This window comes from Enterobacter dykesii, assembly GCF_008364625.2.
GTDB classification, from domain to species: Bacteria; Pseudomonadota; Gammaproteobacteria; order Enterobacterales; family Enterobacteriaceae; genus Enterobacter; species Enterobacter dykesii.
This window is the reverse complement of record NZ_CP126604.1, coordinates 832366-855326: the sequence shown is the minus strand read 5'-3', so window position 1 is coordinate 855326 and position 22961 is coordinate 832366. Positions and strand designations below refer to the sequence as shown.

The window sequence follows — 22961 nt, the reverse complement described above, 5'->3', positions numbered from 1 at the left end:
CGGTTATCCTTCCTGCTCAATGCGGGTTAACACCTCGCGCAATACCGGTCCATATTCATATTTGCCCGGACAGACATAGGTACAGAGCGCCAGATCTTCTTCGTCCAGCTCCAGACAGCCCAGCGCCTGCGCGCCGTCGGTATCGCCGGCAAGGAGATCGCGCAACAGCACGGTAGGCAGAATATCCAGCGGCATGACGCGCTCGTAGTTGCCAATCGGGACCATGGCACGCTCGCCGCCGTGCGTACTGGTTGAGAAGCTAAACAGCTTGTTACGCAGGAAGTGGCCCAACGTGGTGCGGGTGACGGAGTATTTTTCTGCGCCTGGCAGAACCCAGCCAAACAGCTCTTTCTCACGCCCTTCCTGCACAATGCTGACCTGCAAATGGAAGCGTCCCAGGTACGCGTGCGCATTGACAGCATGGCGGCCGCTGAGGACCGATCCGGAAATCAGGCGGTTTTCGCCCTCTTTCGTTTCCCCCACCAGCAGTTCGTTGATGTCAGCGCCCAGCAGCGTCTTCACCAGGCGCGGGTTTGCGGCCTGAGGTCCGCCGATGGCGATTATCCGTTCAGCGCAGAGTTCGCCCGTAGTAAAGAGCTTACCGATGGCGATGACGTCCTGATAGTTAAGATGCCAAACCTGTTTCGTCAGGCTTACTGGCTCAAGGAAATGGATGTGTGTCCCGACCAGCCCCGCCGGATGCGGGCCAGCAAACTCATTAAACGTGACCTGCCCCTGCGGATGGCCGCCGAGCTTGCCGCCGCCGGCCTGGCAGACGTGCACTTTTCCGGACGTGAGGCGGGTTAAAACGGTCAGACCAGCGTCAAAGGCTTTTCGCTGCGCCAGGATAACCGGTTCCGGGTCCACGCTGAGCGGGTTAGTGTCGATTGCCGTGACGAAAATCGCGGCCGGTTCCGTGCCCGGAACAGGGGATTTGCTGAAGGGGCGTGTACGAAGCGCGGTCCATAAACCGGACGCCAGGAGCTGATCCTGAACGGCATCACGGTTCAGCGACGCGAGTTCTGCGGTGTCGTAATGGGCAAATTCACGCTTTTCATCGCCCTCAATGCGGATAACCACCGACTGCAGAACGCGACGCTCGCCGCGGTTGATGGCCACAACGGTGCCGCTCGCGGGGGCCGTGAACATCACGCCGGGATTTTTTTTGTCCTCAAAGAGCGGCTGTCCTTTGATAACGCGATCGCCCTCCTGTACCAGCATTGAAGGACGCATACCCAGGTAGTCTTCGCCCAAAATGGCGACATGACGGACGCTTGCGCCTGTCGAAACGTGCTGCGCTGGCACGCCTGCAATCGGCAGATCAAGTCCCTTTTTAATTTTAAACATGTGGTTAGCAGGTTTCCATGAACAACAATCCAGTGGGCGCAAAGTGTAACATTTTCCCCTTCCCGCGGGCAGGGAATCCGCCGTCGCGCGCACCAAATTGCGACCTAATGCGCAAAGTTCCTGGAGCCATCGCAATTTTGATGGTTTATAAAGTAAAACTAATTTGTAAACTCACCGCCCGGCTCTTGCGAAAATCTATAGCGGTGCTAATGTGAGCGCTCCTAACAGAATAATCTGATTTCGGGTCTCTTTTGCCGTCCTGGCAAGTTGGTCATGGTTTTATCAAGGAACTAGTAGTATGCGTAAAATCGCATTGTTCATTGCGATGCTTCTGATGCCGTGCATGTCGTTTGCCGGGCTGCTCAGCAGTAATAGCTCAACGACGCCGATCAGCAAAGAATATAAACAGCAGTTAATGGGATCGCCGGTTTATATTCAGATCTTCAAGGAAGAGCGCACTCTCGATCTGTTTGTCAAAATGGGCGAGACATATCAGCTGCTTGATAGTTACAAAATTTGTAACTATTCCGGCGGACTGGGGCCAAAACAGCGTCAGGGCGATTTCAAAAGTCCGGAAGGGTTCTATAACGTTCAGCGCAGCCAGCTCAAGCCTGACAGCCGCTTCTATAAAGCCATTAACATCGGCTTCCCGAATGCCTATGACCGTGCACACGGTTATGAAGGTAAATATCTGATGATCCACGGTGCCTGCGTGTCTATCGGCTGTTATGCGATGACCGACTCCGGCATTGATGAGATTTTCCAGTTCGTGACGGGCGCGCTGGTCTTTGGGCAGCCTAACGTACAGGTCAGCATCTATCCGTTCCGCATGACGGACGCCAACATGGCGCGTCACAAGTACTCATACTACGCGGATTTCTGGAAACAGCTGAAGCCGGGTTACGACTACTTTGAGCAGACCCACAAGCCACCTGTGGTCTCTATCGTCGATGGCCGCTACGTGGTCAGCAAACCGCTGAGCCACGAAGTCGTCCATCCGCAGCTGGCGTCAAATTACACGGTCCCCGAGACAAAATAGCACCCACTCGCCTGGCATAATCTTTTGCCAGGTTTCGTTGCCCGTCAGCGGCTGCGTTGCGATAACAGTGACCACATCGTTCGGTGTGGTCTCCTTCTGAAAGTCTATCTCCACATCCTGATCGAGCAGCGTCGCAACGCCAAACGGCGCACGGCGGGTGATCCAGAACAAATTCGTCGAGCAGAACGCCATCACATAGCGGCCGTCAGAGAGCAGCATGTTGAACACGCCTTTTTCACGCAGTTCAGATGCCAGCGTCGCGATATATTTGAACACGGCAGTCATGTTGCCGGGCGTGCGGGGATAGCGCTCCGTCAGCTTGTGCAGCAGCCAGCAGAAGGCTTTTTCGCTGTCCGTTTCGCCTACCGGGCGGAAATTGCCCGTTTCCAGCGACTTATAGCCCGTGAGCTGCCCGTTGTGCGCGTAGGTCCAGTTACGGCCCCACAGCTCGCGGGTAAACGGATGGGTATTTTCCAGCGCCACTTCGCCACGGTTAGCCTGACGGATGTGGGCGATCACCGAGCGGGACTTGATGGGATAGTCCTGCACCAGTTTGGCAATCGGTGAGTTAAAGCTGGGCTGTGGATCTTTGAACGTGCGACACCCTTTGCCTTCGTAGAAGGTGATGCCCCAGCCGTCTTTATGCGGCCCGGTTCCTCCACCGCGCTGAACCAGCCCGGTGAAGCTAAAGCAGATATCGGTTGGCACATTGGCGCTCATCCCGAGCAGTTCGCACATACAACACCTCCACAACAGCGGGGGGCACCGGAGCCCCCCAGCGAAGTCTTACTTAACCATCTCTTTTTCGATCAGTTGAATCAGGATGTGGATCACTTTGATGTGAATTTCCTGAATACGGTCAGCATAACCGAAGTGCGGAACGCGAATTTCGACATCCGCCGTACCGTCCATCTTACCGCCATCTTTACCGGTCAGGGTGATGACTTTCATCCCTTTTTCACGCGCGGCGGCGATCGCTTTGATCACGTTGCCGGAGTTACCGGAGGTAGAAATCCCCAGCAGCACGTCGCCTTCACGGCCTACCGCTTCAACGTAGCGGGAGAAGATGTGGTCGTAACCGAAGTCGTTGCCTACGCAGGAGATGTGGCTCACGTCTGAAATCGCAATCGCCGGGTAGCCCGGGCGGTTTTCGCGATAGCGTCCGGTCAGCTCTTCTGCGAAGTGCATAGCGTCGCAGTGGGAACCGCCGTTACCGCAGGAAAGCACTTTGCCGCCGGCTTTGAAGCTGTCGGCCAGCAGGACCGCTGCGCGCTGAATAGCGTGAATATTGGCATCATCTTTCAGAAAGTTCGCCAGCGTTTCCGCCGCTTCGTTCAGTTCGTTACGAATAAGATCCTGGTACATGAGGATAATCCTTCAGTATTGATGAAATAACACAGTGGAGTGTACCGGATAGCGGGAAAAGCGAGAAGCTAAAGCCTTGCGAAACGTCCGGCGTTTTGATTTTTTGTGCCGGCTAAAACGCCAACAATGTGAACCAGGTTGTAATTATTTTGTAAACACATTGCTAAAGGAAATGACATCAACTACAACCATATCATCACAAGTGGTCAGACCTCCTACAAGCAAGGGAGCTTTTCTTTATGATGATTTTGAGCATTCTCGCAACCGTTGTTCTGCTCGGTGTGTTGTTCTATCACCGCGTAAGTTTATTCCTGAGCAGCCTGATTCTTCTGGCCTGGACGGCTGCGCTTGGCGTCGCAGGTCTCTGGAATATCTGGCTTTTAGTCCCTCTCGCCATCATTCTTCTGCCATTTAACCTGGCCCCGATGCGTAAATCCATGATCTCTGCGCCGGTGTTCAAGGGCTTCCGCAAAGTGATGCCGCCAATGTCGCGCACTGAGAAAGAAGCGATTGATGCGGGCACCACCTGGTGGGAAGGCGATCTGTTCCAGGGCAATCCTGACTGGAAAAAGCTGCACAACTACCCGCAGCCGCGTCTGACCGCTGAAGAGCAGGCCTTTATTGATGGCCCGGTGGAAGAAGCGTGCCGCATGGCAAACGACTTTGCCATCACCCATGAAATGGCCGACCTGCCGCCTGAGCTGTGGGCGTATCTGAAAGAACATCGCTTCTTCGCGATGATCATCAAGAAAGAGTACGGCGGTCTGGAGTTCTCCGCTTACGCTCAGGCTCGCGTCCTGCAAAAGCTGGCGGGCGTTTCCGGGATCCTGGCGATTACCGTTGGCGTGCCTAACTCCTTAGGCCCGGGCGAACTGCTGCAGCACTACGGTACCGAAGAGCAGAAAGATCACTACCTGCCGCGTCTGGCACGCGGTCAGGAAATCCCTTGCTTCGCGCTGACCAGCCCGGAAGCGGGCTCCGATGCGGGTGCAATCCCGGATACCGGCGTGGTCTGCATGGGCGAGTGGCAGGGCGAGCAGGTGCTGGGCATGCGCCTGACCTGGAACAAGCGTTATATCACCCTGGCGCCTATCGCCACCGTGCTGGGTCTGGCCTTTAAGCTCTCTGACCCGGAAAAACTGCTGGGCGGCGATGAAGATCTGGGCATTACCTGTGCGCTGATCCCAACCTCTACCCCAGGCGTTGAAATTGGTCGCCGTCACTTCCCGCTGAACGTGCCGTTCCAGAACGGTCCGACCCGCGGCCAGGATATCTTCGTGCCGATTGACTACATCATCGGCGGTCCGAAAATGGCCGGTCAGGGCTGGCGTATGCTGGTGGAATGTCTGTCTGTGGGCCGCGGCATTACCCTGCCGTCGAACTCAACCGGCGGTCTGAAGTCGGTCGCGATGGGGATTGGTGCGTACGCACACATCCGCCGTCAGTTCAAAATCTCCATCGGCAAGATGGAAGGTATCGAAGAGCCGCTGGCGCGTATCGCGGGCAATGCCTACGTGATGGATGCCGCGGCGTCTCTGATTACCTACGGCATTATGCTCGGCGAAAAACCGGCCGTGCTGTCCGCGATTGTGAAGTACCACTGTACCCACCGCGCGCAGCAGTCGATCATTGACGCGATGGATATCGCAGGCGGTAAAGGCATTATGCTCGGCGAAGGCAACTTCCTGGCGCGCGGCTATCAGGGCGCACCGATTGCCATCACCGTGGAAGGGGCAAACATCCTGACCCGCAGCATGATGATCTTCGGTCAGGGCGCCATTCGCTGCCATCCGTACGTGCTGGAAGAGATGGCTGCCGCGCAGAACAACGACGTGGATGCCTTCGATAAGCTGCTGTTCAAACATATCGGTCATGTGGGCAGCAACAAGGTGCGCAGCTTCTGGCTGGGCCTGACGCGCGGTCTTACCAGCGCCACGCCGACCGGCGATGCGACCAAACGTTATTACCAGCATCTGAACCGTCTGAGCGCCAACCTGGCTCTGCTGTCTGACGTCTCCATGGCGGTGCTGGGCGGCAGCCTGAAGCGTCGCGAGCGTATCTCAGCCCGTCTGGGGGATGTGCTGAGCCAGATCTTCCTGGCCTCTGCGGTCCTGAAGCGCTACGACGATGAAGGCCGTCAGGAAGCGGATCTGCCGCTGGTGCACTGGGGCGTTCAGGATGCGATGTATCAGGCTGAACAGGCGATTGACGACCTGCTGGCGAACTTCCCGAACCGCTTTGTGGCGGGCGCCCTGCGCGCGGTGATCTTCCCGACCGGTCGTCACCATCTGGCGCCGTCCGACAAGCTGGACCACAAGGTGGCGAAGATCCTGCAGGTACCGAGCGCAACCCGCTCCCGTATCGGTCGCGGTCAGTATCTGACGCCGACGCCGCATAACCCGGTGGGTCTGCTGGAAGAGGCGCTGCTGGACGTGATGGCTGCCGATCCGATTCACCAGAAAATCTGTAAACAGCTGGGCAAAAACCTGCCGTTTACCCGTCTGGACGAACTGGCAAAACAGGCGTTGGCCGGTGGCATTATCAATAAAGATGAAGCCGCTCTGCTGGTGAAAGCCGAAGAGAGCCGTCTGCGCAGCATTAACGTGGATGATTTCGAACCGGACGAGCTGGCGACGCAGCCGGTAAAGCTGCCGGAGAAGCATCGCAAACCTGAAGCGGCGTAACGCGTTTCGCTTGTACAAACCCCGCCTCTCGCGGGGTTTTTTATTGCCACATTTTCTCGTAATGACGTGCTACAGTGTCAAAAAGCGGTCTTTTGAGGAGTCTGTATCGTGCCTGGTTTGAAGATTTCGATTTTGCAGCAACCTTTAGTGTGGATGGATGGCCCCGCCAACCTGCGCCACTTTGATCGTCAACTGGAAGAGATTACCGGGCGCGATGTAATTGTCCTGCCGGAGATGTTCACCACCGGCTTCGCTATGGAAGCGGCACAACAGTCAATGCCGCAGGATGAGGTGGTCGCCTGGATGCATGCCAAAGCGCAGCAGACCAACGCGCTAATCGCCGGGAGCGCCGCCCTGCAAACGGATCGCGGGCCGGTGAACCGCTTCCTGCTGGTGGAGCCGGAAGGGAACGTGCATTTTTACGATAAACGCCACCTGTTCCGCATGGCGGATGAGCATCATCACTATGAAGCGGGTCACGAGCGCGTGGTGTTCGAGTGGCGTGGCTGGCGTATTTTGCCGCTGGTCTGCTACGACCTGCGCTTCCCGGTGTGGTCGCGCAACCGCAACGATTACGACCTGGCGCTGTATGTTGCCAACTGGCCTGCACCGCGCTCTCTGCACTGGCAGTCGCTGCTGGTAGCGCGCGCAATTGAGAACCAGGCGTACGTGGTGGGCTGTAACCGCGTGGGAACCGACGGCAACGGGCATCACTACCGCGGTGACAGCCGGGTGGTGAATCCGCAGGGCGAGATCATTGCCACCGCCGAGCCGCATCAGGCGACGCGCATTGATGCCGAGCTGTCGTTGACGGCGCTGCAGGAGTATCGCGAGAAGTTTCCGGCCTGGCAGGATGCAGATCCGTTTAGCATTGGGTGAAATTTTCCCCTCTCCCAACGGGAGAGGGAGGATAAAACATTAACTCACCAGCGCCTGCCCATCTTTGCGGCTTTCCGTCGCGGCCACGTAGTGTCCTTCCGGCAGGCGATAAATCACCTGCGCCCCGCCGAAGTTGTAATCCTGAAGCGGATCTTCCACCACGATCTGATGCCCCCGCTCGCGCAGCGCGGCGATGGTATTGCGATCGAAGGTCGATTCAACGATCACCTCCCTGCCCTGCACCACGCGCCAGCGCGGGGCATCGATTGCCGCCTGCGGGTTTTGCCCGTGCAGCATGATGCGCAGCGCCATCTGCATGTGCCCCTGCGCCTGCATCGGGCCGCCCATCACGCCAAAGGACATCAGCGGCTGGCCGCTGCCGTCCATCGCAAAGCCCGGTATGATGGTGTGGAACGGTCGCTTGCTGCCCGCCAGCGCGTTCGGGTGATTAGGATCCAGCACAAACCCGCAGCCCCGGTTTTGCAGGCTGATGCCGGTATCCGGCACCACAATGCCTGAACCGAAGCCCATATAGTTGGACTGAATAAACGAAACCATCATCCCGCTGGCGTCGGCGGTGCTGATGTAGACCGTGCCGCTCTGCGTAGGGGAACCGTAGACAAAATCAGAGGCTTTATCGTGGTCGATAAGCGCCGCGCGCGACTTCAGATAATGGTCGCTCAGCAGCTCTTTCGCCGCGAACGCCATATGGTCTTCATCCGCCACGTAGCGGTCGAGATCCGCCAGCGCCAGCTTCATCGCCTCAATTGACAGGTGCAGGGACTGCACGGAATCCGGATGATGCTTCTCAATGCCGCACTGCTCCAGAATGCCGAGCGCAATCAGCGTGGCGATCCCCTGGCCGTTAGGCGGCAGCTCCTGCACCGAACCGCCCGCGAAGTCGCGCGACAGCAGCTCAACCCAGTCCACGCGATGGTTTGCCAGATCCTCAGCCGTCAGGTGCGCGCCGTGCTCTTTGGCGAAGGCGGCGATTTTCTGCGCCAGCTCGCCGCGGTAAAAGGCTTCACCGTTGGTGCGGGCAATCAGCTCCAGCGAGTTCGCCTGCGCCGGGTTGCGGAAGATTTCCCCCACGCGCGGGGCGCGGCCTTCCGGCGCGAAGCAGGCGCTGAAGCCCGGCTGATCTTTCAGCTTGTTATAGCCGCGCTGCCAGAGATGGCCAATCAGCGGAGAAACCGGAAAACCGTTGCGCGCATAGTCGATGGCAGGCTGCGCCAGCGTGGTCAGCGGCAGCGTACCGAAGCGTTCCGCCAGGGCGACCCAGCCGGATACCGCACCCGGCACGGTCACCGCGTCCCAGCCGATTTCCGGCACCGCGGTTTTTCCGGCAAACAGATCCGCATGCCAGCTGGCAGGCGAACGACCGGACGCGTTCAGACCGTGCAGCTTTTCACCGTCCCAGACGATGGCAAAGGCGTCGCTGCCGATCCCGTTGCCGGTCGGCTCAACCACCGTCAGCGCCATCGCGGTGGCAATGGCCGCATCCACGGCGTTGCCGCCCAGCTGCAGCATTTTCATTCCCGCCTGCGCCGCCAGCGGCTGCGACGTGGCGACGGCGTTATGGCCCATCATCGGCGGGCGGCGTGAAGCGTAACCGGACGTAAAATCAAGCGCTTTGGTCATCATGACTCCTTAGTCGTGGCGCGGATCGAGCGCATCGCGCAGCCCGTCGCCGAGTAAATTAAAGCCCTGCACGGCAAGGAAAATCGCCACGCCGGGGAAAACGGACATCCACGGCGCCTGCTCAAGAAACCCTTTCGCGGTGTTGAGCATGGAGCCCCATGACGGATTGGGCGGCTGCTGCCCCAGCCCTAAAAACGACAGGCTGGCTTCGGCGATAATCGCCGAGGCAATCGCCAGCGTGGCCTGCACCAGGATCGGTGACATCACGTTTGGCAGGACGTATTTAATGATGATCCAGCGATCCGGCAGGCCAATCGCCCGCGCGCCGTCGATATACTCTTCGTTGCGAATGGCGATCACCTGCCCGCGCGTCAGGCGGGCGAAGATCGGCATCGCCGAAAGACCGATGGCGATCATCGCGTTGGTCAGGCTCGGGCCCAAAAATGCCCCCAGCGCGATCGCCATGATCAGGAACGGACAGGCCAGCAGCGCCTCGATAAACCGCGAGATCACCCCGTCCCACATCTTCTGGAAGTAGCCCGCCACCAGCCCCAGCGGCACGCCGATAACCACAGCAATCACCACCGACATACAGCCCGCCATCAGCGAGGTGCGCGCCCCCCAGATAATGCGGGATAAAATGTCGCGCCCCAGTTCGTCGGTGCCGAACCAGTACATCGCCGACGGCGCTTTGCGCACCGCCAGGAAGTTAGCCTTGACCGGATCGAACGGGGCGATCCACGGCGCCAGCAGCGCCACCAGCACAAAGAACCCCACCACCGCCGCGCCAATGACCGCGCTTTTGTTGGCAAGGAATTTCTTCAGCACCCGGTTCTGCGCGCGCGGCAGCGCGGGCGTAACGGTTTGCGTCGTCAGTTCCGCCATGGTTAACCTCGCATTTTCGGGTTGATAAGGACGTAGAGTACGTCGGCCAGCAGGTTGAGCATCAGGAAGCCGATCGCCACGATCAGCACCACGCCCTGCACCACCGCGTAGTCACGGTTAAATACCGAGTCGACGATCATCTTGCCGAAGCCCGGAATGGTGAAGACCTGCTCGGTCAGCACCGCGCCGCCCAGCAGCTCGCCGAACAGCAGCGTGGTGAGGGTGATGACCGGCACCAGCGCGTTGCGAAACGCGTGCTTCAGGATCACCGCCTTCGGCAGCAGCCCTTTCGCCCGCGCGGTGCGGATATAATCCGCTTTCAGCACGGCAATCATCGAGGCGCGGGTGTGGCGCATCAGCGTTGCCGCAAGGCCGGTTCCGAGCACGGACGCGGGCAGCAGCAGCGTGCGCAGGTTCTGGAGCGGATCTTCACTGAACGGGACGTAGCCGGATGCGGGCAGCCACTGCAGGTTCACCGAAAAGACCAGAATAAGCAGGATCCCCAGCCAGAAGTGCGGGATCGAGATCCCCGAGATCGCCACGAAGTTCGCCCCGTGATCGACCCAGCTGTTTTTGTTCACCGCCGCGAGGATCCCCATGCTGATGCCAAACACCAGCGCAATAATCATCGCCAGCAGGGACAGCTCCAGCGTGACCGGCAGCTTGCTGGCGATCAGCTGCGTCACCGGTTCGTGCGTGCGTAAGGAGACGCCCAGATCGCCCTGCAGCGCCCGCGTCAGCCAGTGGAAATACTGCACGGGAATGGGCGCATCGAGGTTCAGCTCCGCGCGCAGCTGGGCGATGACCGCCGGGTCGCGCTCCTCCCCGGCCATGGCGATCAGCGGGTCGCCGGGCAGCAGCTTTTGCAGCCCGAACACCATCATGCTCACCAGCAATAGCGTCGGGACGGCCAGCAGCAGACGTTTGCAAATCAGTTCCAGCATGGGTTCTCCTCAGGACCTTTATTTTGCCAGCGTCAAACCCACCAGACGCACGATGCCGTCCGGGTACGGCTTAAAGCCCTGTACGCTTTTGTTCAGACCGAAAATGCGCGGCTCGAAGTAGAGGTAGGCAATCGGCATGTCGGTTTGCAGCTGCTTCACCACCTTGTCGTACAGCGGCTGGCGTGCGGCCTGGTCGGTGCTCTGGCGCGCCTGGGTCAGCCACTCATCGACCTGCGCGTTGCTGTAGCGGCCGTCGTTAAGCGTGCCTTTGCTGTTGATAAAGCCATAGATGCTGCCGTCCGGATCCGGGCGTCCCGACCAGCCGGAGAAGCTCAGCTGATAGTCGCCGCTCTGCTGGCGATCGAGCAGCGTGGCGAATTCGGTCATCTGCAGGTTCAGGTTAAATCCGGCCTCGGCCACCATCGCCTGCAATACCTGGCCCACCTGCTGTGAGGTTGGGTTGTTCGGCACCAGCAGGTTGACGGTCAGCGGCGCGGTAACGCCTGCTGCTTTCAGCAGCGCTTTGGCCTTGTCGACGTCACGCGGCGGAACCGGCAGATTCACGTGATACGGGCTGACCGGGGAAAACGCCTGGTTGGCCGGGGTGTAGAGCCCTTCAAAGACCACCTGGTTTAACGCATCGCGGTCGATGGCCTGAGAAAACGCCTCGCGCACGCGGGCGTCCTTGAACGGATCGTTCGCCGGCACCTTGCCGTTGTTGATGTTAAAGGTGATGCCCTGATAGCCCAGGCCCGTCACCTTCGCCAGCGCCAGCTTGCTGTCGGCTTCGACCGTTTTCACGTCGCTGGCGGCGATCCCTTCGGTCAGGTCGAGATCGCCCGCGCGCAGGTTCGCGAGGCGCACGGAGGCATCCGGGATCGGCAGATAGATGATTTTGTCGAAGTGGTAGGCGTCTTTGTTCCAGTAGTTGTCGAAGCGGGTCAGCACGATGCGGTCCTGGGACACGCGGCTGTCGAATTTGTACGGGCCGGAGCAGACCGGGTGGGCGGCAAAGTCAGGCTTTTTCGCCGCCTCCGGGGCCATCATTGCGCCCGCGCGGTCGGTGAGCTGCATCAGCAGCGCCGCATCCGGCGTTTTCAGGTGCAGCGCAATCTGCATCGGGCCGGTGACCTCGACCGATTCAACGGAGGAGATCTCGCTTTTACGCAGGGAGCCTTTTAACGTCAGGGCGCGGTCGAGGTTGTATTTTGCCGCGGCGGCATCGAATTTCTCACCGTCGTGGAAGGTGACGCCTTCGCGCAGATTGAGCGTCAGGGTTTTACCGTCGTCACTCCACGCCCAGTCTTTAGCCAGGCCGGGGACGACCTTCAGATTTTCATCCACGTCCACCAGCCTGTCGCACAGGGAGGCAAACACGAAGCGGCCATAGTAGGTGCGCGCCAGATGCGGGTCGAGCATGTCCGGGTCAGCGCCCAGGCCGATCCGCAGCACGCTTTCAGAGTGGGCGGGCAGCGCCGTGCCAAGTAACATAACACTTCCCAGTACGGTCAAAAGAGAATTACGCATTGTCATTATCATGAGTTCCTTGAAGGAAGGGACGAGTGAGTGGCCGCGTGTTCAAACAGCGCGCGGCGGCGCAGAAAGGCGGCGGATGGCGGTGCGATCTGAATAACGCTGCGATCGCGGTTGATCTCCTGCCAGCGATGACAGGCAACCTGACGTCCGCCGTCGAGCACCTGATTGATCGGCTCAACCTGGCGGCATTCATCGGTAACGTACGGGCAGCGGGTGTGGAAACGGCAGCCGGACGGCGGGCTGGCCGGGTTAGGCAGATCCCCCTGCAGCAGCGGCGCGTCGCGTTCGACGCCCGGCTGCATCTGCGGTGCCGAGGCGATCAGCGCCTGGGTATAGGGGTGCAGCGGCGCGTCAAAAATCTCGTCGACGGTGGCAAGCTCGACGATTTGCCCGAGATACATAACCGCCACGCGGTCGCTCATATGGCGGATCACCGCCAGGCCGTGGGCGACAATCACCATAGTCAGCCCCAACTGGTGCTTCAGGCTTTCCAGCAGGTTAACCACCTGCGCCTGGACGGACACATCCAGCGCGGATACCGGCTCGTCCCCCAGCAGCAGCTTCGGTCCCGAGGCCAGCGCGCGCGCAATGCCGATACGCTGGCGCTGCCCGCCGGAAAACTCGTGCGGATAACGCCCGGCCCAGGCGGCAGGCAGGCCTACGGTTTTGAGCAGCTCGGCAACGCGGTACTGACGATCCGCTTTTTTCATGTTCTGGTGCAGCCACAGCGGCTCACCGACGATCTGCTCCACCGTCATGCGCGGGTTGAGCGAGGCGAAGGGATCCTGGAAGATAATCTGCAGCTCGCGCCGGAGCTGGTTCAGGCGGGCACCGGAGGCGTCGGTGATCTCCTCCCCCTGGTAGAACACGCGCCCTTCGCTGGCGGCCAGCAGGCGCAGCAGCAGACGACCGAGCGTAGATTTCCCGGAGCCGGACTCGCCGACAATCGCCAGCGTTTCGCCCGGCATCACGGCAAGCGAAACGCGATCGACCGCCGTGACAAACCGTGCCGGGGTAAAGAGTTTTTTGGGGCCGGGGAAAAGCTTGCTGAGGTCACGGGCTTCAAGAATGGGCGTGGTCATGCGATTTCTCCCAGGGCAATGTGCTGTTCGAGCGGCACGCGGAAGCAGGCGACCTGATGGCCCGCGCCGAGCGCGGTGAGCGACGGCTTTTCAGCATGGCAGCGCGTCTGCGCAAAGGGGCAGCGCGTCGCGAAACGGCAGCCTTCAGGCATGGATTCCGGGAGCGGGACCGCGCCGGGAATGGTGGAGAGCTGGCCCTTGCGTGCGCCAAGAGAAGGAATCGAGCCCATCAGGCCGATGGTGTACGGGTGCTGCGGATCGGCGAATATCGCCTCCACGCTCCCCTGCTCCACCACCTGCCCGGCATACATCACCGCGACCTGCTGGGCGACTTCTGCCACGACGCCCAAATCGTGGGTGATCATCAGCACCGCCGTGCCGGTTTCCTCTTTTAAGGCGTTGAGCAAGGCGAGGATTTGCGCCTGGATGGTGACGTCGAGCGCGGTGGTCGGCTCGTCGGCAATCAGCAGTTTGGGGTGGTTAATCAGCGCCATCGCAATCATCACGCGCTGGCGCATGCCGCCGGAAAGCTGGTGGGGATACGCTTTCAGGCGCATCTCGGCCGCTGGGATCTGCACCTTCTCGAGGATCTGCAGCGCGACCTTCATCGCCTCTGCGCGCGAGACGTTCTGGTGCCGCATAACCGCTTCGCTAAGCTGATCGCCCAGCGTAAACGCCGGATTGAGCGAGGTCATCGGTTCCTGGAAAATCATCGCCAGCTCGCTGCCGCGCAGGTCGGCATATTCCCGCGGCGAGAGCTTTCGCAGATCGTGGCGGCGAAACTGCATCTCACCGCTGACAATCTGCGCGCTGGCGGGCAGTAACCCCATCAGCGCCAGGGAGGTGATACTTTTCCCGCAGCCGGACTCTCCCACCAGCGCCAGCGTTTCGCCCGCTTTGACCGTCAGAGAAATGCCGTCAAGCACGCTCACCGGCGAGCCGGAAAACCTGACGTTGAGATTATTCAGCCGCAATACGGGCGTGGCGTCCTTAAAGGGTATTGTCGTCATGGCGTGAAGTCGTCCTCAAGGTGGATCGCCTGAATCAGGGCGGTTTGCAGGCTGAGCAGGTGTTCGCGCATGGCGACCGCGGCTTCATTAGGCTGGCGATGGATAATCGCAGACATGATCTTATGGTGGTGGTCGTTATAGCTGTCGACACGTTCGGGGGTGCGTGCCAGCTCGCGCAGATGCTGCCAGCCCGGTTCACGCCGCACGGCATCAATGGCATCAAACAGGCCGAGCATCAGACGGTTGCCCGCCGCCTCGGCAATCGCCCGGTGAAAGGCGCTATCCCAGAGTTCGTTGAGATCGCGGTCATCCGGACTGACCTTATCGATGCGTTCCAGCATGCGCTGCATGAGCGCGAGGTTTTCCCTGGTGGCACGCAGTGCCGCAAGCCGGGCTAAGCCGGGTTCGAGCTGTAAACGAGCTTCCATTACTTCCAGAAGGTTGGTCTGCTGAACCAATCCCTGAAGGGCCAGCGGTTCAACAGGTGCAGCCGGGCCAATAAAGGTCCCTTTGCCCTGTTTACGCCAGATGCGCCCTTCTTCTTCCAGCACGTCCAGCGCACGACGCACTTCACGTCGTCCTACGCCGAGAGTGTCCGACAGCTCACGTTCCGTGGGCAGCGGTATGCCTGGTGTTGACTCATGCTGGTTGATAAGCCCGCGCAACTGCTCAAGCGCGGTGCTGGAATTGGCCAGAAACCGTGACGGTTTTTCCATATTGGTTCGCTCGCTTTCATCATGACTTTATTTTTATTAACGATAAGTTATTGATATGGAATGAAGCTTATCGTGCTAATGATTAAGCAATAACCAAACCAATAATTAATTGGTTCGGAATGTTTTTGGAAAGCAGGAGATAACCAGATGATTCTGCGTGAATTATTTTTACAGAAAGAAACATTCTGAATGAGGCGAGAAGAGATGAGTGATGGAAAAATGCACAATTACAGTGCAAATAATGCACTATATCCGTGCAATTGTTAATAAATTGCACTATGTACATTAACTTTTTGTTAACGATAAAGGAAAGAATGAGATTACTGAAGGCTGAAACGACGAAAGCCTGAATCATTTCTGATTCAGGCTTTCTGAATAGTGGCGGAACGGACGGGACTCGAACCCGCGACCCCCTGCGTGACAGGCAGGTATTCTAACCGACTGAACTACCGCTCCACTGTTCCCGTTTGGGGAACGAGGCGCATATTACGGTGCGCCTCCGATCTCGTCAACGCTTTTTCTCACGTTTTGAATCGTTTGCTGCAAAAATCGCCCAAACGATGATTTTACAGGCATTCAGGCGTTTTTCAGGCGCGCCACATACAGCTGCCGCCCTTCTTCTGGACCAGATCAAGCCGGGATTCGTGGTTAAGAAGCTCTTCGTCACTGGCTAAAATAACCCGCAACCGACTGGCCTGACGAACAACACGCTGAATGCCCGCTTCGCCTTGCGTCTGCTGGGATTCATTTTCCATACTGAACTTCATTGACGTCTGCCCGCCGGTCATCGTCAGATAGACATCGGCCAGGATCTGGGCATCGAGCAACGCCCCGTGGAGCGTTCGCTTGGTATTGTCTATCTCGTAGCGCGAGCAGAGTGCATCCAGGCTGTTACGCTTGCCGGGGAACATCTTCCTTGCCAGCGCCAGGCTGTCCGTCACCTTACAGAAAGTGTTCGTCTTCGGGATATCACGATTAAGCTTGCTGAATTCATAGTCCATAAAGCCGATATCGAACGATGCGTTATGGATGACAAGCTCGGCGCCCCTGATATATTCCAGGAACTCGTCAGCGACATCCGCAAAAGTCGGCTTATCCAGCAAGAACTCATCGGCAATCCCGTGAACGCCGAACGCTTCCGGATCCACCAGCCGGTCGGGTTTGAGGTAGACGTGGAAGTTGTTCCCCGTAAGACGACGGTTCACCACTTCAACGGCGCCGATCTCGATGATCTTATGCCCTTCGTAGTGCGCGCCGATTTGGTTCATACCGGTGGTTTCGGTATCGAGGACAATCTGGCGAGTAATTGCAGTGCTCATAGCGGTCATTTATGTCAGACTTATCGTTTAACTGAACGTTTCGAATACAGGAAGTCTACCAGAGATGCGTAAACAGGTAGAAATTTTCACCGATGGATCTTGTCTCGGTAACCCAGGGCCCGGCGGCTACGGCGCGATTATGCGCTATCGCCAGCACGAAAAAACCTTTAGCGAAGGCTATTTTCTGACCACCAACAACCGGATGGAGTTGATGGCGGCCATCGTGGCGCTGGAGGCGTTAAAAGAACATTGTGACGTGGTGTTAAGCACCGACAGTCAGTACGTGCGTCAGGGGATCACCCAGTGGATCCATAACTGGAAAAAACGCGGCTGGAAAACTGCCGATAAGAAGCCGGTCAAGAACGTCGATCTCTGGAAACGTCTTGATGCTGCGCTGGGCCAACACCAGATTAAGTGGGAGTGGGTTAAAGGCCACGCTGGCCATCCGGAAAACGAACGCTGCGACGAACTGGCGCGTGCTGCGGCATCCAATCCCGCCCATGAAGATGCGGGCTATCAGCCCGACGTCTAATCGGTTTTTTTGTACTGCCGCGTGGCGCCGACGGTCTGGCGGATGGGCGTTTTCGACTTGCTCTGCTTCATGGGGTTAAGCGTAAGGGGAATGGTTCGCTTACGCGCAACGATAAACTGCAAACAGCCCAATGCGGGGAGATGGGTGCTCAGTACCACGCCCCCCTGCCTCGCCCAGGGCAGCACCTGAAAACCGCCGTAGCAAAGCACTTCAAAGTTCAGCAGTGAAAGCCAGTCGAGCTGACGCATCATGGTGAACATTCTGCTGTTGTAAGGTGGAGTCCGGCGTAGCACCGGTACCAGCTTACGCAGGCCCATCAGGCTTAGCGGATTGAATCCGCTAAGTACCAGCCAGCCGTCATCGATCAGTACGCGATCGGCTTCGCGAAGCAGTCGATGCGGATCGCTGCACCAGGGTAGCGTATGTGCGAGCAAACACGCATCGACGGATTTTTCCGCAAACGGCAGATGCAACGGATCTGCTTTCACCTGGACCGGCGATCCGCCGAGAGAGACGTTAACCTGATGCGAGATAGCGCAGCTTTCGGTATTGATTTCCGCGCTGAGATTGCCAATCTTAAGCAGGTGAAAGCCATACATTTTCGCGAGCCAGGGCTTCAACTGCTGTTCTAACGCTTCGCGATAGTATTCACCCCAGGGCAATTCCGCCCAACGTTCCGGTGCTGCGACAGTCTGAGGTATCCTTGCCGGTTTCATCAAAACGCCCGCCACGCTCTAAGAGGTAATGTATGAATCTTATCAGTATTCCAGCGTTTCAGGACAATTACATCTGGGTTTTGGTTGACGACGGTCGCCGCTGCGTCATTGTCGATCCCGGAGAATCCGCCCCTGTACTGCACGCCATAAAAGAGAACGGCTGGCAGCCAGAAGCCATTCTGTTGACGCATCATCATAACGATCACACTGGCGGCGTGCCTGAACTGCGCGCTCATTTTCCGCATCTTGTGGTTTACGGACCGGCAGAGGCACAAGATAAGGGGATCACGCAAGTAGTCGAAGAAGGCGAAAATATCCTCATACGCGAGTGGGAGTTTTCCGTATTTGCTACACCGGGTCACACTTTGGGACATCTGTGTTTCTACAGTAAGCCTTATCTTTTTTGCGGCGATACGCTGTTCTCCGGAGGCTGCGGAAGACTGTTTGAAGGCACACCAGCTCAAATGTACCAGTCTTTACAGAAGATTAACGCATTGCCCGATGACACCGTTATTTGTTGCGCCCATGAGTATACATTAGGAAATATGAAGTTTTCCGTGAGCCTCTTACCCGAGGATCGAGCGATTCAGGATTATTATCACAAAGTGAAGGAGTTACGTGCAAAAAACCAAAAAACACTCCCCGTAATTCTGAAAAATGAGCGCCAAATTAATTTATTTTTACGCACAGATGATACTGATTTAATTAATAAAATTAACCAAGAAACAAATTTGCAACAACCAGAACAACGATTTGCATGGTTAAGGTCAAAGAAAGATAACTTCAGATAATTGCGGGTTGCCTTTTCAAAATTTCGCCGTTATCATCGCTCGTCTTTTAAGCAACTATTGACACACACATGAAGGCAAAAGCGATATTACTCGCCTCTGTCCTGCTTGTAGGTTGCCAGTCGCAAAACGGCAGCAACGTACAACAGCACGCACAGAGCCTTTCTGCGGCTGGTCAAGGGGAAGCAGGGAAGTTTGCAAGTTCGGCGCGCTGGATGGACGATGGAACATCTTACGCGCAGGATCAAGACTTGTGGACCTCTATTGGCGACGAGCTAAAGATGGGAATTCCGGAAAATCCCCGGATTCGCGAACAGAAACAGAAGTATTTAAGTAATAAGAGCTATCTCCACGATGTAACGTTACGGGCAGAGCCGTATATGTACTGGATAGCCGGGCAAGTTAAGAAACGTAACATGCCTATGGAGCTGGTACTCCTACCCATAGTGGAGAGCGCTTTTGACCCACACGCGACGTCTGGCGCCAATGCCGCAGGCATTTGGCAGATCATTCCGAGCACCGGGCGAAACTATGGTCTGAAACAGACCCGCAACTATGATGCGCGTCGCGATGTTGTCGCTTCAACGACAGCCGCTCTCGACATGATGCAACGTCTGAACAAGATGTTTGACGGCGACTGGCTGTTAACGGTCGCAGCGTATAATAGTGGCGAAGGTCGTGTACTGAAGGCAATGAAAGCGAATAAAGCACGGGGTAAATCCACCGATTTTTGGTCGCTCTCACTGCCACAGGAAACAAAGATTTACGTACCGAAAATGCTGGCATTGAGCGATATTCTCAAGAACAGCAAGCGTTACGGTGTACAACTGCCAACACCAGACGAAAGTCGTGCACTGGCGCGTGTTCGCCTCAGTAATCCGGTTGATATTCAACAGGTTGCTGATATGACGGGTATGTCGGTAAGTAAATTGAAAACCTTTAATGCTGGCGTTAAAGGCTCAACCCTGGGGGCAAGTGGCCCGCAGTATGTAATGGTTCCGCAGAAACATGCTGAGCAGTTACGTGAGTCTTTAGCTTCTGGTGAAATCGCCGCCGTTCAGTCAACGCTGATCGCGGATGCATCATCAGTTAACAGCCGCAGCTATAAGGTTCGTTCAGGTGATACGCTTTCGGGCATTGCGTCACGTCTTGGCGTGAATGCGAAAGATCTGCAGCAGTGGAATAACCTGCGCAGCTCCGGCCTGAAAGTGGGTCAGACTCTGACGGTGGGTGCAGGTAGCAGCGCACAGCGTCTCGCCAGCAACAGCGATAGCATTACCTATCGCGTGCGCAAGGGCGATTCACTGTCCAGTATCGCAAAACGGCACGGCGTAAACATCAAGGATGTGATGCGCTGGAACAATGATACTGACAATCTGAAACCTGGCGACCAGCTGACGCTGTTTGTGAAGAACAGCGCGACGCCAGACTCCTGATAACACGATCGAAAGATAAAAAGGCACCGATTCCCCTCGGTGCCTTTTTTGTTTATTCCGCTTTTTGCGCTTCGGCCATGATGGTATCGCTGGTAAACGATCCATCTTCCTGCAGTTCAAAGTACGCCTTTACCTCCGCGGACGCACTCTCCTGATAGAGCCTGATCGCCTGGCTCAATGCTTCCGGGGTGCGCATACGCGCGATCCAGGAGCTGAACTCCAGCGGTAAGCGATCGGTAATCAACGCACGCGCGATCAGCCCCGCTTCAGTGATAAGCGACAACCACTCTCCGCTGGCGTAGTTTTGCACGTGCGAGGTATCACGCAGCGCTTCTACCGTCTGCAGCCAGATATTGCGTACCGGGTGTCCAGGAGACATTACATCCATAATGATGAAGGTGCCGCCCGGCTTAAGAACACGTTTGACCTCGCGCAATGCCTGGCCGACATCATGCCAGTGATGCGCGGAATAACGGCTGATTACCACTTCAAACGACGCATCTTCGAACGGTAAGGATTCGGCATAGCCCTGGCGCGTATCGATGTTGTCCAGCCCCTTCACTTTCGCCGCCCCGGCAACGACGTCCAGCATCTGGCTGGATAAGTCATACGCGGTAACGTGCGCGACCTGCTGCGCAGCCGTAAAGCTGGCATGCCCTGCCCCGCAGCCTAAATCCAGAACGTGCGCCTGCGGGAACGCCGCCAGACGTTCACCGAGACGCACCAGATCGCGGCCAGAAGCATGCACGGCGCTGCTCAGATAGGCACTTGCCTGAGAACCAAACTGTTTTTCTACGTTGTCATGATGGGAGCGTGTTGTTGTCATCGTACTGTCCTTTGTGAGTGAAAAATAAAGGGCAGCACCCGCGCAGGCCTGCCCCACGGCAGACCTGACACACCATTATTTATCAGGTTTGCCGGGACTGAATTCAACTAGTAGAGGGTTATGATCCGAAGCGCGCGTCACCAGAACCGAGGCATCGTGCACGCTCAAACCACGATAGAAGACAAAATCGAGAGGACGACCAAAGGCTTTTTTGCGCTGGTCATCGCTAAAACGAACTTCACGCAGCGACATTTCGCGCGCAAAGCGATACAGCGCATTCATGCGCGGACGGCTCCAGGCATTGAAATCGCCGGCCATAATGATGGGCCCGCTGTGATGGGCAATCTGATCGCCGATCGGAAGTAACTGCTTACTGTAGACATCCACGCCCAGACTGAAATTTACCGCATGGATATTCACGACCATCAGCATTCGGGTGTCCGGCAGCGGATAAACCGTCACCAGCGCCGATTTTGCCAGACGCAGGATCGGTTCACGTTCGCGCAGTGGACAGCAATAGACCGGATGTGCTGCTGAAAGCGTCATCACACCGGAGGGGTGTTGCGGCAGGACAAATGCCGGCACCTGATCGGCGGCAAGATAGTTCGTGGTGGCAAAGCGTACCAGTTCAGGGGTGGTTTGTGCCTCCTGGAGCAGAACCAGATGGGCATCTTTGCCGAAATTCTTCAGCACGGATAACCACTCCGCGCGCTGCTGTTTAAAGATATTCCACACCAGGACCCGAATTTTATCATCGCTGCTTAACGGCGTCCCGGCGGGTAATGCCTGGCTAATACTCGCAAATGACCCCGGAGGCATAATTCTCTCCGCGGGCATTCCGGCAACATAACGCATGGCATAGGTATTCTTTCGCACTTTTGGAAACAGCCTCTGTAACATGAACCAGCCCGGAAAACGGACTGGTTCTAATGTTATAGGGACTTTAGGTCATACTTTCAACGCAATTTCTGAGAAACCGCTTTCCAGTTTTGTAAGCAAGCACTTACTGATGTTACCCCAGCGCCACCCGTGCTGGCTTATCGAGACGTCCACTCAGGCCAATCAGCAGGAAGGCCACCAGGACAATCACCGCACCAATCCACGGGGTCTGGGTTAATCCGAAGTGTTCGACGGTTTGCCCACCAATGATGGAGCCCAGCGCGATGCCAATATTAAAAGCGGCAATATTCAGGCCGGAAGCCACATCCACCGCATTAGGCGTATAAAGCTCGGCTTTCTGGACAACGTAGACCTGCAGCCCGGGCACATTACCAAAGGCGAAGATCCCCATGACCAGCACGGTGACCAGCGCGGCGTACTGTACCGAAGCCGTGAACTGGAAAATCATCAGCAGAACCACCAGGGCGGCGAAGATGAATTTCAGCGCTGGTACCGCGCCATGCTTATCCGCAAGCTTGCCGCCCCAGATATTGCCAATCGCAACGGAAATACCGTATCCCAGCAAAATCCAGCTCACGGCATTGGGTGAGAAGCCCGCCAGGTCCTGCATCATCGGCGCCAGGAAGGTGAAAGCGGTGAATACGCCGCCATAACCCAGTGCCGTAACCGCATAGATGATCAGCAAACGCGGATGCGTGAGTACCTTCAGCTGATCGCGCAGGCTGGCGCTCGCCCGACCAGGAATATTCGACGGCACCAGCAGCAGGCTGGCCACCAGGGCGATTACACCCAGTAAGGAGACGGCAAGGAACGTTTCACGCCAGCCGAAGTGTTGTCCGATAAACGTTCCCAACGGTACGCCCGTAACGAGTGCGACGGTCAGCCCACCAAACATAATCGCAATCGCTGAAGCCGCTTTCTCTTTGGGTACCAGGCTGGTCGCAATGGTGGAACCTATCGAGAAAAACACGCCGTGTGCAAGGCCGGTTAACAGACGGGCAATCACCAGCGTGGTGTAGTCCGGCGCCTGCCAGGCCAGAACGTTGCCGGCGGTAAACAGCACCATCAGCGCGACTAACAGCTGCTTACGCGGAAAACGCCCGGTCAGGGCCGTCAGCACTGGCGCACCGACGGCGACGCCAAGGGCGTAGATAGACACCAGCAACCCAGCGGAGGGCAACGAGATCGCAAGCTGGTTAGCAATAGTGGGAACCAGGCCCACGATAACAAATTCGGTCGTGCCAATTGAAAAGGCACTGATCGTCAGGGCAAGTAGCGCCAGTGGCATAAAATACTCCGTATCATCAGGATTAAGA

At 57.3% G+C, this 22961-nt stretch carries 21 protein-coding genes and 1 tRNA gene; 6 read left to right on the top strand and 16 right to left on the bottom strand.

Annotated features, from left to right (window positions below):
• Window positions 1–3: 3 nt before the first annotated feature.
• Window positions 4–1347 carry a Na(+)-translocating NADH-quinone reductase subunit A gene (locus tag F0320_RS03955; RefSeq protein WP_047653268.1) on the bottom strand — a complete coding sequence of 448 codons (1344 nt, stop codon included), beginning with the start codon at window positions 1345–1347 and terminating at the stop codon, window positions 4–6.
• A 298-nt stretch (window positions 1348–1645) separates the two neighbouring features.
• Between F0320_RS03955 and dpaA the strand changes: the two genes are divergently transcribed.
• Window positions 1646–2386 (top strand): peptidoglycan meso-diaminopimelic acid protein amidase, encoded by a 741-nt coding sequence (dpaA, locus tag F0320_RS03950; protein WP_023334609.1) that lies wholly within the window; start codon window positions 1646–1648, stop codon window positions 2384–2386.
• Here dpaA and F0320_RS03945 read toward each other — a convergent pair.
• Complete coding sequence (locus F0320_RS03945; protein ID WP_023310496.1) at window positions 2357–3124, bottom strand: class II glutamine amidotransferase; 768 nt, start codon at window positions 3122–3124, stop codon at window positions 2357–2359. The two genes, dpaA and F0320_RS03945, sit on opposite strands and share 30 nt — an antisense overlap.
• A 48-nt stretch (window positions 3125–3172) precedes the next feature.
• Window positions 3173–3751: a D-sedoheptulose 7-phosphate isomerase gene (lpcA, locus tag F0320_RS03940; protein WP_010427884.1), complete on the bottom strand. Its 579-nt coding sequence runs from the start codon at window positions 3749–3751 to the stop codon at window positions 3173–3175.
• Window positions 3752–3990: 239 nt separating this feature from the next.
• Between lpcA and fadE the strand changes: the two genes are divergently transcribed.
• Both fadE and F0320_RS03930 read left to right on the top strand, forming a co-directional pair.
• The gene (fadE, locus tag F0320_RS03935; protein WP_126329148.1) at window positions 3991–6435 is read left to right on the top strand and encodes an acyl-CoA dehydrogenase FadE; all 2445 of its coding nucleotides are present in this window, start codon (window positions 3991–3993) and stop codon (window positions 6433–6435) included.
• Between the two features lie 108 nt (window positions 6436–6543).
• Entirely contained in the window at window positions 6544–7314 is a 771-nt protein-coding gene (locus tag F0320_RS03930; protein ID WP_126329149.1) for an amidohydrolase, read from the top strand.
• A gap of 39 nt (window positions 7315–7353) precedes the next feature.
• Here F0320_RS03930 and F0320_RS03925 read toward each other — a convergent pair whose 3' ends face one another.
• The 9 genes from F0320_RS03925 to dnaQ all read right to left on the bottom strand — a co-directional run bounded on the left by F0320_RS03925 (window position 7354) and on the right by dnaQ (window position 16447).
• The gene (locus tag F0320_RS03925; protein WP_126329167.1) at window positions 7354–8955 is read right to left on the bottom strand and encodes a gamma-glutamyltransferase family protein; all 1602 of its coding nucleotides are present in this window, start codon (window positions 8953–8955) and stop codon (window positions 7354–7356) included.
• A 9-nt stretch (window positions 8956–8964) separates the two neighbouring features.
• On the bottom strand, window positions 8965–9840 hold the full coding sequence (locus F0320_RS03920) for an ABC transporter permease (RefSeq protein WP_126329150.1): 876 nt from the start codon (window positions 9838–9840) through the stop codon (window positions 8965–8967).
• Between the two features lie 2 nt (window positions 9841–9842).
• Window positions 9843–10784: an ABC transporter permease gene (locus F0320_RS03915; protein ID WP_008500268.1), complete on the bottom strand. Its 942-nt coding sequence runs from the start codon at window positions 10782–10784 to the stop codon at window positions 9843–9845.
• Between the two features lie 18 nt (window positions 10785–10802).
• Complete coding sequence (locus F0320_RS03910; RefSeq protein ID WP_185807249.1) at window positions 10803–12317, bottom strand: ABC transporter substrate-binding protein; 1515 nt, start codon at window positions 12315–12317, stop codon at window positions 10803–10805.
• 2 nt (window positions 12318–12319) lie between these two features.
• Entirely contained in the window at window positions 12320–13402 is a 1083-nt protein-coding gene (locus tag F0320_RS03905; RefSeq protein WP_039263859.1) for an ABC transporter ATP-binding protein, read from the bottom strand.
• The gene (locus F0320_RS03900) at window positions 13399–14412 is read right to left on the bottom strand and encodes an ABC transporter ATP-binding protein (protein WP_149323977.1); all 1014 of its coding nucleotides are present in this window, start codon (window positions 14410–14412) and stop codon (window positions 13399–13401) included. Before F0320_RS03900 ends, F0320_RS03905 begins: the two co-directional genes overlap by 4 nt.
• Window positions 14409–15128 carry a FadR/GntR family transcriptional regulator gene (locus F0320_RS03895; protein WP_126329153.1) on the bottom strand — a complete coding sequence of 240 codons (720 nt, stop codon included), beginning with the start codon at window positions 15126–15128 and terminating at the stop codon, window positions 14409–14411. The genes F0320_RS03900 and F0320_RS03895 overlap by 4 nt, the downstream gene beginning before the upstream one ends.
• Window positions 15129–15507: 379 nt before the next feature.
• A tRNA-Asp gene (locus F0320_RS03890) sits at window positions 15508–15584 on the bottom strand.
• 131 nt (window positions 15585–15715) lie between these two features.
• On the bottom strand, window positions 15716–16447 hold the full coding sequence (dnaQ, locus tag F0320_RS03885; protein ID WP_200882540.1) for a DNA polymerase III subunit epsilon: 732 nt from the start codon (window positions 16445–16447) through the stop codon (window positions 15716–15718).
• A gap of 64 nt (window positions 16448–16511) precedes the next feature.
• On the opposite strand from dnaQ, the gene rnhA reads away from it, so the two are divergent.
• Window positions 16512–16979 carry a ribonuclease HI gene (rnhA, locus tag F0320_RS03880; protein ID WP_023334599.1) on the top strand — a complete coding sequence of 156 codons (468 nt, stop codon included), beginning with the start codon at window positions 16512–16514 and terminating at the stop codon, window positions 16977–16979.
• Here the strand turns inward: rnhA and F0320_RS03875 are convergent.
• Window positions 16976–17695: a class I SAM-dependent methyltransferase gene (locus F0320_RS03875; protein WP_023310484.1), complete on the bottom strand. Its 720-nt coding sequence runs from the start codon at window positions 17693–17695 to the stop codon at window positions 16976–16978. The two genes, rnhA and F0320_RS03875, sit on opposite strands and share 4 nt — an antisense overlap.
• Before the next feature lie 32 nt (window positions 17696–17727).
• Here F0320_RS03875 and gloB point away from each other — a divergent pair, with 32 nt between their 5' ends.
• Complete coding sequence (gloB, locus tag F0320_RS03870; protein ID WP_126329154.1) at window positions 17728–18486, top strand: hydroxyacylglutathione hydrolase; 759 nt, start codon at window positions 17728–17730, stop codon at window positions 18484–18486.
• A gap of 68 nt (window positions 18487–18554) precedes the next feature.
• Window positions 18555–19919, top strand: coding sequence for a murein transglycosylase D (mltD, locus tag F0320_RS03865; protein ID WP_032661729.1), 1365 nt, complete (start codon window positions 18555–18557; stop codon window positions 19917–19919).
• Between the two features lie 52 nt (window positions 19920–19971).
• On the opposite strand, the gene F0320_RS03860 is transcribed toward mltD, so the two are convergent.
• The 3 genes from F0320_RS03860 to F0320_RS03850 form a co-directional block, all read right to left on the bottom strand.
• Entirely contained in the window at window positions 19972–20745 is a 774-nt protein-coding gene (locus tag F0320_RS03860; protein ID WP_126329155.1) for a class I SAM-dependent methyltransferase, read from the bottom strand.
• A gap of 75 nt (window positions 20746–20820) precedes the next feature.
• Window positions 20821–21621 carry an endonuclease/exonuclease/phosphatase family protein gene (locus tag F0320_RS03855; protein WP_047653284.1) on the bottom strand — a complete coding sequence of 267 codons (801 nt, stop codon included), beginning with the start codon at window positions 21619–21621 and terminating at the stop codon, window positions 20821–20823.
• A gap of 136 nt (window positions 21622–21757) precedes the next feature.
• Complete coding sequence (locus tag F0320_RS03850) at window positions 21758–22933, bottom strand: MFS transporter (protein ID WP_126329156.1); 1176 nt, start codon at window positions 22931–22933, stop codon at window positions 21758–21760.
• Between the last annotated feature and the right edge of the window lie 28 nt (window positions 22934–22961).